This window comes from Pseudomonas sp. 22085 (genome assembly GCF_052045815.1).
Taxonomy (GTDB): domain Bacteria; phylum Pseudomonadota; class Gammaproteobacteria; order Pseudomonadales; family Pseudomonadaceae; genus Aquipseudomonas; species Aquipseudomonas glycinae.
Map to the genome: position 1 here is coordinate 17,732 of NZ_JBQEQA010000001.1, position 12,965 is coordinate 30,696.

Annotated in this window: 9 protein-coding genes; 4 read left to right on the forward strand and 5 right to left on the reverse strand. The window is 60.4% G+C overall.

Translation table 11 applies throughout. The annotated features are described in order from the left end of the window. The first annotated feature begins 43 nt into the window (after positions 1-43). Complete coding sequence (locus ACTJK7_RS00065; RefSeq protein WP_007954537.1) at positions 44-421, forward strand: response regulator; 378 nt, start codon at positions 44-46, stop codon at positions 419-421. Between the two features lie 13 nt (positions 422-434). Here the strand turns inward: ACTJK7_RS00065 and ACTJK7_RS00070 are convergent, their stop codons facing one another. The 3 genes from ACTJK7_RS00070 to ACTJK7_RS00080 form a co-directional block, all read right to left on the reverse strand. Then, positions 435-2,105 (reverse strand): ATP-binding protein, encoded by a 1,671-nt coding sequence (locus tag ACTJK7_RS00070; protein WP_323151742.1) that lies wholly within the window; start codon positions 2,103-2,105, stop codon positions 435-437. Beyond that, positions 2,102-3,604 (reverse strand): ATPase domain-containing protein, encoded by a 1,503-nt coding sequence (locus tag ACTJK7_RS00075; protein ID WP_064381707.1) that lies wholly within the window; start codon positions 3,602-3,604, stop codon positions 2,102-2,104. The genes ACTJK7_RS00070 and ACTJK7_RS00075 overlap by 4 nt, the downstream gene beginning before the upstream one ends. Positions 3,605-3,732: 128 nt before the next feature. Then, entirely contained in the window at positions 3,733-4,788 is a 1,056-nt protein-coding gene (locus ACTJK7_RS00080; protein WP_108561875.1) for a tetratricopeptide repeat protein, read from the reverse strand. A 192-nt stretch (positions 4,789-4,980) separates the two neighbouring features. On the opposite strand from ACTJK7_RS00080, the gene ACTJK7_RS00085 reads away from it, so the two are divergent. From ACTJK7_RS00085 to ACTJK7_RS00095, 3 genes are read left to right on the forward strand one after another with little or no spacing between them, the layout of a single operon-like run. After that, a complete protein-coding gene (locus tag ACTJK7_RS00085; protein ID WP_440779731.1) occupies positions 4,981-7,116 on the forward strand; it encodes an FUSC family protein in 2,136 nt (711 codons plus the stop codon). Further along, positions 7,106-7,306: a DUF1656 domain-containing protein gene (locus ACTJK7_RS00090; RefSeq protein ID WP_064381702.1), complete on the forward strand. Its 201-nt coding sequence runs from the start codon at positions 7,106-7,108 to the stop codon at positions 7,304-7,306. Before ACTJK7_RS00085 ends, ACTJK7_RS00090 begins: the two co-directional genes overlap by 11 nt. A gap of 4 nt (positions 7,307-7,310) precedes the next feature. Continuing rightward, positions 7,311-8,264, forward strand: a complete 954-nt coding sequence (locus tag ACTJK7_RS00095) for an HlyD family efflux transporter periplasmic adaptor subunit (RefSeq protein ID WP_440779729.1) — start codon at positions 7,311-7,313, stop codon at positions 8,262-8,264. An 86-nt stretch (positions 8,265-8,350) separates the two neighbouring features. Here the strand turns inward: ACTJK7_RS00095 and ACTJK7_RS00100 are convergent, their stop codons facing one another. Both ACTJK7_RS00100 and ACTJK7_RS00105 read right to left on the reverse strand, forming a co-directional pair. Beyond that, complete coding sequence (locus ACTJK7_RS00100; RefSeq protein WP_440779728.1) at positions 8,351-9,772, reverse strand: efflux transporter outer membrane subunit; 1,422 nt, start codon at positions 9,770-9,772, stop codon at positions 8,351-8,353. Next, a complete protein-coding gene (locus ACTJK7_RS00105; protein WP_064381697.1) occupies positions 9,769-12,960 on the reverse strand; it encodes an efflux RND transporter permease subunit in 3,192 nt (1,063 codons plus the stop codon). The genes ACTJK7_RS00100 and ACTJK7_RS00105 overlap by 4 nt, the downstream gene beginning before the upstream one ends. Positions 12,961-12,965: the final 5 nt, after the last annotated feature.

Genomic DNA, 12,965 nt, shown 5'->3' on the forward strand with positions numbered 1-12,965 from the left:
CACACGGTCGTATCAGCAGCTATTGACCGAACAAAGGCTTCCCATGAGCGTAGATGCACAAGATGTAGTACTCGTCGTCGAGGACGAACCGGTGATCCTGATGGTCCTGACAGACTATCTGTCAGGCCAGGGCTATCGCGTATTGCAGGCCGAAAACGGCGAGCAGGCGTTCGAGATTCTGGCGAGCAAGCCGCATCTGGACATGTTGATTACCGATTTTCGTTTGCCGGGCGGCATCTCGGGCGTGCAGATCGCCGAGCCTGCTGTCAAATTGCGCCCGGATCTGAAAGTGATCTTCATCAGCGGCTATCCGCAGGAAATCCGCGAGACCGGCAGCCCCATCACTCGCCGGGCGCCGATCCTGGAAAAACCGTTCGATCTGGATGTGTTGCAGGAGAAGATTCAGGAACTGCTGGCCTGAGGCGTGAAGCGCCTCAGCTCTTGATCATTTCCCGTACCTTCGCCGTCAGCAGATCGAAGGTGAACGGTTTGGTGATCATCTGCATGCCGGAGTCGAGGAACCCGCCGCGCACCGCAGCGTGCTCGGCATAACCGGTGATGAACAGGACCTTCAAGTCTGGCCGGTATTGCCGGCCGATTTCAGCCAATTGACGTCCGTTCATGCCGGGCAGGCCGACGTCACTGATCAGCAGATCGATGCGTTGTTCCGAATCCAGAATCGGCATGGCACCGTCAGCGTCGCCGGCCTCGACAAACCTGTAACCCAATTCACTCAATACCGCGCTGACCAGCACGCGCACGGCCGGGTCGTCTTCGACGATCAAGACGGTTTCGCCTTCCACGGCGTCGGGCGCCTGCTCCGAATGCGCTGGCGCGTGAGGCAATGATTCGCCCTTGAAGCGCGGAAGATAGAGTCTGACGGTAGTGCCCTCGTCGATTTTGCTGTCGATCGAGACATGTCCGCCGGATTGCTTGCTGAAACCGTAGATCATCGACAGGCCCAGGCCGGTACCCTGGCCGATCGGCTTGGTGGTGAAAAACGGGTCGAACGCGCGATTGATCACACTTTCGGGCATGCCACAGCCGTTGTCCGTCACGCTCAAAACGACATAATCGCCGGGTTCCAGGTTGCTGTAAGCGTCGGTGAAATCCCGCTCAAGCACCTGATTGCCGGTCTCGACCACCAGGTTGCCGCCATCGGGCATCGCATCACGCGCGTTGATCACCAGGTTGAGCAGGGCGCTTTCCAGTTGATTCGGATCCGCCTCGGCCACCCACAATTCTTTATGCAGGCGCATGTCCAGCTGAACGCTTTCGTTGAGGCTGCGCTGCAGCAGTTCACCCATCGATTGCACCAGATCGTTCATCTGTACGGCTTTGGAATCCAGCGATTGGCGACGGGAAAACGCCAGCAGACGATGGGTCAGGCCGGCGGCGCGGTTGGCCGAAGTCACCCCGAGATCGATCAGGCTGTCGAGGTCGTCAAGACGGCCACGAGCCAGTCGCCGACGCAGCAGTTCGAGACTGCCGATGATGCCGGTCAACATGTTGTTGAAGTCGTGGGCGATACCGCCGGTGAGTTGACCGACCGCTTCCATCTTTTGTGACTGACGAAGAGCTTCTTCGTTGTGCCGCAGTTGCGCCGTGCGTTCCTCGACTTGTTGCTCAAGGGTTTCGAGGGTTGATTGCAGACGCCGCTCGCTATTGCTCAGATCGATCAGGCGATCGCGGGCCTCGTATTGTCGTCGTCGCCCTCGCAGGGCCGTGGAGATCAGGCTGACCAAGGTCACCGGATGGAAAGGGCGCTCGAGAAACGTCACGTTGCCCAACAACTTGCTGAGCTGCGACGAGGGGCCCTGTCCTGAGCCGCCATGGTGTGTCAGTAGCACAATGGGCAGGTCTGACCAGGCGGGCTGTTGATCGAGATATGACAGCAGGGATTCCAGCTCCGGGCCACGCAGGGCCTCGGCGGCGATTAGCAGTAACCCGGCGCCGGGTTCAAGTTCGGCACAGAGCGTAGCCAGATCGGGCGTGATCAGACCACCGTAGCCGGCCTCGTTGAGGATCATCAGCGCCACCTGGCTGTCGCGCCCCTGGGGCGCAAGGATCAGTGCTCGTTCCGACAGCGGCACGGTGACGGTCACAAGTTTTCATCCTTAAGCAGCGGGTTGCTTGCGCCGAGGTAGGTGGGCACGCCGCGCAGTACGCCCTGGAAGGCGTCCAGCGGTTCACCGATGGTCATGCCCCGCTTGGAAATACGGTACTCGCGAATGGTTGATTCGTGGCTGCCGGTACGTTTCTTGATAATCGAAATTGCCCGGCGAACCTTGCCGAGGGCTTCGAAATAGCGGAGCAGAATCACCGTGTCGGCGAGGTAGGTAATGTCGACCGGTGCCTGCATGTCGCCCACCAGCCCATGCTGGGCGACGGTCATGAACGTCGCGGCGCCCTTGCGGTTCAGGTACAGCAACAGTTCATGCATGTGCAGCACCAAGGCGTTTTCCTCCGGCATCGCGGCCTGATAGCCGTTGATGCTGTCGATCACCACGGTCTTGATGTCACCTTCATCGACGCAGCGTCGCACCCGGTGAGAGAACTCGCCGGGGGACAATTCGGCGGCGTCCACCTGTTCGATCAGCAGATTGCCGGTGGCCTGCAAAGCCTTGAGGTCAATGCCGATGTTGTTCATGCGCTCGAACAGCAAGCCCAGCTCTTCGTCAAAAATGAACAGCGCAGCCTTTTCACCACGAGCCACGGCCGCCGCCGCGAAAATCATCGCGATCAAGGATTTGCCCGTGCCCGCCGGTCCGAGAATCAGCGTGCTGGACCCGGTTTCGATACCGCCACCGAGCAAGGCGTCCATTTCCTGGATGCCGCTGGACAGTTGCAGCCGTGGGTAATCGCCGCGGTGCTCCGCCGCCACCAGACGCGGGAAGACGTGCACGCCATCGCCCATGATGGTGAAGTCGTGGAAGCCGCCACGGTATTTCTGGCCACGGTACTTGATCACCCGCACGCGACGACGTTCAGCGCCATAGTTGGGGGTCAGTTCTTCAAGGCGGATGACGCCGTGGGCGACACTGTGAACGGTTTTGTCGAGGGATTCGGTGGTCAGGTCATCCAGCAGCAGTACCGTGGCGTCGTAACGCACGAAGTAATGCTTGATCGCCAGGATCTGTCGACGGTAGCGCAGCGAGCTTTGCGCCAGCAGGCGAATTTCCGAGAGGCTGTCCAGCACGACCCGGGTGGGTTTGAAGCGCTCGACCACTTCGAAAATCTGTTTGGTCGCCTCGCCCAGTTCAAGGTCGGAGGAGTAGAGCAGGCTCTGATGATGCTCGGCGTTGAGCAGGCTTTCCGGGGGAGTCAGCTCGAAAATCTCGATATTTTCGTTCAGCTCCCAACCGTGGGATGCCGCGCCCTGACGCAACTCGCGCTCGGTTTCGGACAGCGTGATGTACAACGAACGTTCGCCGGCACGGGCGCCGGCCAGCAAGAAATGCAACGCGACTGTGGTTTTACCGGTTCCAGGCTCGCCCTCCAGCAAGAAAACGTGACTGCGGGACAAACCACCGGCCAGGATATCGTCCAACCCTTCGATGCCGGTGGCGGCTTTTGCACTGATCAACGCGTTCGATGTAGACAAAAAATGCCCTCTCATGACTAGGGGAAACGAGGCAGCGGGCGCCGGACGCCGTTTTGCACTACCTGATTACTTGACCCTTTGCCGAGACCACGGTTCCGAGTTTCTTGCCGGATGTGTCCAGATTACCGCTAGAGGCCTTGCTGCAACGAGGGATCGTCCGGGTTCATCTGTTCGAGCTGAGCGAGCAGAATCTGTACGTTCTGCAACTGGCCGCTTTCTTTCCAGTAATTGATCAACAGCACCCGCGCCTTGCGGTCGGCAGGATGGCGCTGGACGATTTCCTGCAACTGCTTTTGCGCCGCTTCCAGTTCTTCGGCGCTGTGCAGGGTGGTGGCGAGGTCGTAGCGATAGTCTTTGTTGTCGGGCTCCAGTTCCACGGCTTTGGACAAGCCGAGCAGGGCATATTCGCGTTGATCGTGGTGCAGCAGCCAGAGGCCCAGGGCATGCTGCAGATAGGCCGAATCGGGCTGGGCCTTCAGCTGTCGGGCCAGCAGTTGCCGGGCGGCATCGCTCTGTCCCTGACGGTCGAGCACTTCGATCTGCATTACCAGCGCCGGAAGGTTGCCGGGATCCAGGCGCAAGGTCTGCTCCAGTGCTTGCTGTGCCTGTTTCAGTTCGGCGTTGTGCAGATACAGGCGCGCCAGCTGCGCATAGTTGGCGGCGCTTTCCGGCTGGCTTTTGAGCGCCTGCTCCCACATGTCGATGCCTTGCTGGAGCGGGGCAAAATACAGGCCCAGTTGATCCGGAGACAAACCGAGCAGGGCGTTGATCGCAGCAAAGCGTACGGTTTGATCCTCATCGTCGAGCAACGGGCCCAGCAGCAGACTGCGCTGGCCGCCCGGCACCAGGCCGGTCACGCTTTTTATTGCCGCCAGCCGGACCTCCGGCGATTGGTTTTGCAGATCGGCATCCGCCAGTTTCAGGGCCTGGGGGCTCGGGTAATTGGGCAACTCCGCATGCAGCCAGACGCGACGTTTGACCGACAGGTCCGGACGTCCCAGTTGCTGGTACAAAACCCGCGCGGCACCCGGCTGGCCGGCGCGAGCAGCGGCCAGCGCTTCACTGTAACCATGCTTGATCGCTTCCGGCACCACGGGCGCGGTACTGCGCAATGACAGCCAGGCCACGCAGAGGGCCAGCACAAGGCCGAGGCTGATGAGCAAATAACGGCGAGACTGAGACATGCGAATTTCCGAAACTTTCGTTTTGTAGCGGAGGTCGCAAGCTTCTGTCAGCTCGCGCCGTGAGTCAAACTCTCTGCCCGATATGACCTACTGCAAGCGTTGAATCGACCTACAGCCCGTGTCCACCCTGTTAGCCGTCATGCCCTCCATGCAGTGTCTACGCTTTCAGAAGTTGTTTCGACGAGGCTATCCATGCAATCCCTGTTCATTTACTTCAGAGCGGTGATCCACCCCAGCCAGGCAGTGCTGCTGTTCGGTTTGCGCACCATCGTCGCCGGATTGCTGACCTTGTACCTGGCGTTCCTGTTCGATCTGGATCAACCGAAATGGTCGATCATGGCGGTGGTGATCATCAGCCAGCCACTGGCCGGCATGGCGCTGGCACGCAGCTTCGGGCAAATCATCGGGACGACCCTTGGCGCGGTGGTAGCGGTGGTGCTGATGGCGATTTTCCCCCAGGCGCCGTTGCCGTTCATCACGACCCTGGCGCTGTGGTTGGCCCTGTGCACGGCCGGCGGCACGTTGCTGCGTTACACCAGCTCCCAGGCGTTCGTGCTCAGTGGTTATACCGCCGTGGTAGTGGCGCTGCTGGCGATTCCGGATCAGGACGGCACTTTTCTGTTGGCGGTCACCCGGGTTACCGAAACCTTGCTGGCGGTGGCGTGCGTATGCGTGGTCAGCCTGCTGACGGCGCGGCCCGAAGCGGTATCACGCAACTATTTCGCGAAGGTCGATCAGGTCATCAGACTGGCTGCTACCCATGCTGCCGCGGTGTTGCGCACCGAAGAAAGCGAAGCGGACTTTCAGCGCCGGCAAATGCAGCTGCTGGGGGAAATCAGCGCCCTCGAAGGACTGCGCCGGCATTTATACTTCGACGCCCCGCGCCTGCGCAGTGCCAACAATCTGGTGCTCTTGCTGGGTAATCAACTGATGCTGCTGACCTCGCGCCTGACCGCGTTGCGTCATCAGCGGGAATTGCTCACCGAACGCTGGGAGGGCGATCTACCGTTGGATATCCAGCAATTGCGCGCCGAGGAGCTGGTACTTCTTGATCAGCTCGCACAGCAAGGACGCTCATTGCCAGCCGAGGCGCGACATCAGTTCGTTGCGCTGCAACAACAGTTCGAAGGACTTGCCTACAAGGCCGAACAACTGACGGAAGACATGAGTGCAACCCTGCGCTCGCTGGCCTGGGCGTTGCGCTGGGAACAGGCGCGGCTGTTGCAACAACTGGAACAGATTCTCGAGTTGAGCGACGCGATACAGGAGGGGCGGGAAGCCAGTTGCATGTTCCGCGGCCAGTCCAGCCCCTTGCACCTGGATTTCACCCTCGCGACGATGAACGCCATCCGCGCCTTCAGCGCGTTGCTGGTGGCCGGATTGATCTGGATCGAGACCGCCTGGGACGGCGCGCGGGGCGGGATGATTCTGGTGGGGATTCTGTGTTCATTGATGGCGACGTTTCCGCGCCCCCTGATCGCCGCACAGAGTTACGCCCGAGGGTTGGGGCTGGCACTGGTGGTATCGGCGTTCTATCAGTTCATGCTGGTTCCGGCGATCAATGATTTCGAAATGTTGGCCTTGCTGCTCGCGCCTTTGCTGTATGTGATCGCAGTCGGACTGTCCAGCCCAGCCACCGCCGGTATCGGCATGGGCCTGGGCCTGTCGAGTTTCCTGATGCTCGGGCCGCAGAACGTCGGCACCGGGCAGAACACCGCCATCCAATGGTTCGAATTTGCCGGAGCCTACGTCAGCGCGGCCATGCTGGCTCTGATCGTCTACGCCTGGATTTTCCCGTTCCGCCCGGCCCTGCGCATCCGGCGCTTCTACAACGAAGCGCGGGAGCAGGTCTACCAATTGACCAAGAGCCCGGCCAGCGACGAAGAGCAATTTGCCTTCGAAAGTCGAATGGTCGATCGTCTGACCTCGATGCAGGGCGTGTTGCCGGCCGCCAATGATCGGGACATGCAACGTCTGTATGAGATCAGTCTCGCCTGCGTGGCGCTGGGTGTGGCCATGCACCAGCTCAGGCAACAGGCACAGAACAACACATTGCTCACGGACGCTTTCGGTCAAGAACTGTCGACGGCATTGCGTCAGACCGGCCGTTTCGTCGCCGGCCGACCGGACGTGCGCCTGACACCGTTGCTGACCACGCTGCATGCGCTTGGCGATGAGTTGGATGCCTTGCATGTCGCCACCCATGAACACTTGTGGTCGGTGTTTCGCATGCGTGTGGCCCTGTTGATCGTGGTGTCGTTTCTGGAGCGACATGGCGAGCATTTGCAGCCCGACCTTTCTGAAGGAGAGCCCGTCCTTGCCCATTGATTTCGAGATCGGCGGCGTTTACCTGCCCCCCATTGCTCAGGCCCTGTTACTGGCCATACCGGTTTTTCTGCTGCTCGACTGGGGGTTGCGCCGGCTCGGCGTCCTGCGCTTTGTCTGGCATGAGGCCCTGTTCGAAGGCGCCTTGTACGCCTGTGTATGCGCCACCTTTATTCTGTTGATGGGAGCCTGAAAACTTGAAGACGTTGCTCACTCGATTGACGACATTGGCAGTGGTGCTGCTGGCAATCGTGCTCGGCTGGTTCGCCTGGGAACATTACACCCGGGCGCCTTGGACGCGGGATGCGCGGGTGAGGGCGGATGTGGTGACGCTGTCAGCGGACGTCTCGGGCCGCATCGTCACGCTGGCGGTGCAGGACAACCAGCATGTCGACAAGGGGCAGTTGTTGCTGGAGATCGACCCGGCTCGCTACAGCCTCGCCGTCGAGCATGCGAAACGCTCGGTGGAGGTCTCAAAGGCCACGCTTGGTCAGTCGCAAGCGGCCATTGTCGCCAGCGAAGCATTGCTCAAACAGCGCCAGAGTGAAGAGCGCCGGCGACGTACGCTCAAGCAGGGGTTCGCGATTTCCGGAGAAGAGTGGGAGAAGTCCAGTACCGACGTGGCGGTGGCCCAGGCCGATCTGTTGCGCAATCAGGCGAATCTCGGCCTGGCCGAAGCCAACGTGCAGCTGGCGATTGCCGCACTGACCCAGGCTGAACTGGATCTGCAACGTACCCGAGTCGAAGCGCCGGTCAGCGGATATGTCACCAATTTGTTGACCCGTCAGGGGGATTACGCGGTGGCCGGGGGTGCCTTGCTGGCGCTGGTGGACAGCAGCTCCTTTTATGTCAGCGGCTATTTCGAAGAAACCAAGTTGCCAAGGATCGAGGAGGGTGATCGGGTGCGGATCGAATTGATGAGCGGGGAAAAATTCGGCGGCACCGTGCAAAGCATCGCCTTCGCCATTGCTGACCGGGAAAACGCGCCGGGCAGTCGATTGCTGGCCAACATCAACCCCAGCTACACCTGGGTAAAACTGGCGCAACGAGTACCGGTGCGGATCGGTATCGATCCCGATTATTCAGGTAAGGACCGACTGAGAGCCGGCACTACCGCCACGGTCACCGTGCTGGAAAACCCTGAAAGATAGGCGCAAAAAAGCCCCGCGACCGAATGATACGCGGGGCAAAAAATTTGGTTGGTTGCGGCCAACCAAAGGAGCTCTTTAAAAAACTGTTACTTGCTGGCGACCGTCTCTGGCTGCCAGCCACCACCAAGAGCCTTGTAGATCGCGACGATGCCGCGGTACAGATCCACTTCGGCCTGGGCCTGGCTGTCTTCGGCGTTCAGGCGTTCACGCTGGGCGTCGAGCAGCACCAGAAAATCGGTGGTGCCTTCACGGTAGCGAATTTCGGCGAGGTCGGCAGCCTTGCGGCTCGATTCGCTCTGACGGATCAGCGAAATCAGACGCTGCTGACGCTTGCCGTAATCGCTGAAGGCGTTTTCCGACTCTTCCAAGGCCAGCAATACTTGCTGCTCGTAGGTCGCCAGTGCGCCTTCGGCATCGGCATCAGCGCTGCGCAGACGGGCCCGCACGCTGCCCAGATCAAACGCCGCCCACGTGATGCTCGGGCCCAGTGCCCAGGCGTTGGCCGCCGAGGAACCGATCTGCGAACCACGGCCAGCCGTCCAGCCGAGGAAACCGCTGAGGCTGACTCGTGGGAACAGATCGGCCTTGGCCACACCGATACGCGCCGTGGCCGAAGCCAGTTTGCGTTCGGCGCTGAGGATGTCCGGACGACGTTGCAGCAGTTCGCCCGGATCACCGATCGGCAGAGCCTTGGCAATCGCCGGCAGATCTTTCGGGCTCAGGTCGACGGTCAGTTTGTCCGGACGTTCACCCAGCAGGGTGGCGATGCGGTTTTTCTGCCGGGCCTGTTCCGCCTGCAACTGTGGCACGCTGGCTTCGACCGACGCCAGACGGGCATCGGCTCGTTCCACATCAAGCTGGTCGCCAACGCCGGCGTCACGCAGGCTGATGGTGATCTTGCGCGACTCCTGCTGGTTGTTCAGGTTGGCCAGGGCGATCTTTTCCCGCAGCTGGGCACCGCGCAGTTGACCGTAAGCGTCCACCAGTTCGGCAATCATGGTGACTTGCAACTGATACAGATCGGCTTCAGCCGCTTGCTGGTCGGCGTCGCTGGCTTCCAGATTGCGCTGGATGCGGCCGAACAGGTCCAGCTCCCAGGCCATGTCCAGTCCCAGGTCATAGCGTTCGCTGTTGACCCGTTTGGTGGTCTGGCCAGGGATCTGACCTTTGGCCAGATCGCTGCTCGCGCGGCTGGTGATGGTCGGCATCGCATCGTTGCTGACATCGTCGCGGATCGCCCGGGCAGCTTTCCAGCGGGCGAATGCCACGCGCAGTTCACGGTTGCCTTGCAGCGATTGAGTCACCAACTGATTGAGGGTCGGATCGTCGAACTGCTGCCACCAGATGCCTTCGAATTTCGAACGATCGAAGTTCTTCTGGCCGGCGGCGCCGTCGGTGGCGGACGTGATGTTCGCCGCCTCCGTCGTCGGGGTCTTGTAGTCAGGGCCGACGGCGCAGGCACTGAGGGCCAGCACCAGCAGGCTCGGCAGGAAGACTTTCAGACTCATGGGTGCGCCTCCAGTGGCTTTTGAAGATTTTGCGCCTTGGCCGCTTTGCGAGCTTCACTGCGCTCCACGAAGTTGCGGATCAGCACATAGAACACAGGGGTCAACAGCAGACCGAAGAAGGTCACACCGAGCATCCCGGAGAACACTGCCACACCCATGGCATGACGCATCTCGGCACCGGCACCGCTGGAGAACACCAGTGGCACAACACCCATGATGAACGCGAACGAGGTCATCAGGATCGGCCGCAGACGCAGACGGCACGCTTCCAGTACAGCTGCCAGCGGATCCAGGCCCTCTTGCTGTTTGTCCTTGGCAAACTCGACGATCAGAATCGCGTTCTTACAGGCAAGTCCCACCAGTACGATCAGACCGATCTGAGTGAAGATGTTGTTGTCGCCGCCAGAGATGATCACACCAGTGATGGCCGACAGCAGGGTCATCGGTACGATCAGGATCACTGCCAGTGGCAGGCTCCAGCTTTCGTATTGCGCCGCGAGCACCAGGAACGCCAGCAGTACGCAGAGCGGGAACACGAACAGCGCAGTGTTGCCGGACAGAATCTGCTGGTAGGTCAGGTCGGTCCACTCGTAGGTCATGCCGTTCGGAAGTTCATCCTTGAGCAGTTTCTCGATGGCTTTTTCGGCCTGGCCGGAGCTGTAGCCCGGGGCTGCCGCACCGTTGATTTCAGCGGTGATGAAGCCGTTGTAGTGCATCACGCGATCCGGACCCGAGGTGTCGCTGACCTTGATGAAGGTCGCCAGCGGGATCATTTCGCCTTTGTTGTTGCGTACTTTCAACTGACCGATCTGGTCGGATTCGAGGCGGAACTGCTGCTCTGCCTGAACGTTGACCTGATAGGTACGACCGAAGCGGTTGAAGTCGTTGGCATACAGCGAACCCAGGTAGATCTGCAGGGTGTCGAAGATGTCGCTGACGGCCACGCCGTGGGTCTTGGCTTTTTCCCGGTCGATGGCGGCATCGACCTGCGGCACGTTCACGGTGTAGCTGGTGAACAGGTTGGCCAGTTCCGGAACGTTATGGCTCTTGGCAATAATGTTCATGGTTTCCTTGTACAGCTCTTCGTAGCCCAGGTTGCCCCGGTCTTCGATTTGCAGGCGGAAACCACCGATGGTGCCCAGACCCTGTACCGGCGGCGGCGGGAAGATCGCCATGTAGGCTTCCTGAATCCCGGCGTACTGGCCGTTCAAGGCACCGGCAATCGCCCCGGCGGACATGCTCGGGTCTTTACGCTCGTCGAACGGTTTCAGGGTCACGAACACGATGCCGGCGTTCGGGCTGTTGGTGAAGCCGTTGATCGACAGGCCCGGGAACGCTACGGCACTTTCCACGCCTGGCTGTTTCAGTGCCAGGTCGGACATGCGCTTGATCACGTCTTCGGTACGATCCAGGCTCGCGGCGTCCGGCAGTTGCGCGAAGGCCACCAGGTATTGCTTGTCCTGGCCGGGTACGAAACCGGTCGGGGTGCTGGAGAAACCGAAGAAGGTCAGCACCATCAGGCCTGCGTACAGGAAGAGGGCGATGCCGCTGCCACGGATGACCCGGCGCACGGTGCCGACGTAGCCATGACTGGCACGGTCGAAGAAACGGTTGAACGGACGGAACAGCCAGCCACCGAAGATCTTGTCCAGCACTCGCGAGAAGCGGTCTTTCGGCGCGTCGTGGCCCTTGAGCAAGACGGCGGCCAGTGCTGGCGACAGGGTCAGCGAGTTAAAGGCCGAGATCACGGTGGAGATGGCAATGGTCAATGCAAACTGTTTGTAGAACTGACCGGTGAGGCCCGAGATGAACGCGGCGGGTACGAACACCGCACACAGCACCAGTGCCGTGGCAATGATCGGGCCGGTTACTTCGCCCATGGCTTTTTTGGTCGCATCGAAAGGGTTGAGCCCCAGTTCAATGTTCCGCTCGACGTTCTCCACCACCACGATGGCGTCGTCCACCACGATACCGATCGCCAGTACCAGGCCGAATAGCGACAGCGCATTGAGCGAGAAACCGAACAGGTGCATCACCGCAAACGTACCGATCAACGATACCGGCACCGCCACCAACGGAATGATCGAGGCGCGCCAGGTCTGCAGGAACAGGATCACCACCAGTACCACGAGGATCAGTGCTTCGAAGAGGGTGTGAACCACCGCTTCGATGGAGCCGCGCACGAAGATCGTCGGGTCATAGACGATGCTGTAGTCCATGCCTTGCGGGAAGCTTTTCTTCAGTTCTTCCATCTTGCCGCGAACTTCGTTCGAGATTTCGATGGCGTTGGAGCCCGGACGCTGGAAGATCGGGATCGCTACGGCCGGCTGGTTGTTCAGCAGCGAACGCAGGGCGTATTGGCTGGAACCCAGTTCAACGCGGGCGATGTCCTTCAGGCGAGTGATTTCACCGTTGTCACCTGCGCGAATGATGATGTTCTCGAACTCTTCCTCGGAAACCAGACGGCCCTGAGTGTTGACCGACAGCTGGAAGCTCTGGGCATTCGGGGCAGGGGGCGCGCCCAGTTGGCCGGCAGCCACCTGACGGTTCTGCTCGCGAATCGCGGTCACCACATCGGTTGCCGTCAGATTGCGCGAAGCGGTCTTGTTAGGGTCGAGCCATACCCGCAGCGAGTAGTCGCCCATACCGAACAGCTGCACGTCACCCACACCACCGAGGCGAGCAAGCTCATCCTTGATGTTGAGGATCGCGTAGTTGGACAGGTACAGCATGTCGTAGCGTTTGTCCGGCGAGGTCAAGTGCACAACCATGGTCAGGTCGGGCGATGCCTTGTCGACGGTGATACCGATGCGCGTCACTTCCTCGGGAAGTTTCGGCTCGGTCCGGGTCACGCGGTTCTGCACCTGCACCTGCGCGTTGTCCAGGTCGGTGCCCAGAGCGAAGGTGATGGTGAGGGTGATCTTGCCGTCAGCGGTGGATTGCGAGGACATGTACAGCATGTTCTCGACGCCGGTGATGGCCTGCTCCAGAGGAGCCGCCACGGTTTCACCGATGACTTTCGGGTTGGCACCCGGGAAGTTGGCGCGCACCACCACGGTCGGTGGCACGACTTCCGGGTATTCACTGATCGGCAACTGGAACAGCGAAATCGCACCGGCGATCAGGATCAACAGCGAAAGCACCGCTGCGAAGATCGGCCGTGAAATGAAGAATTGGGAAAAATTCATCGGAG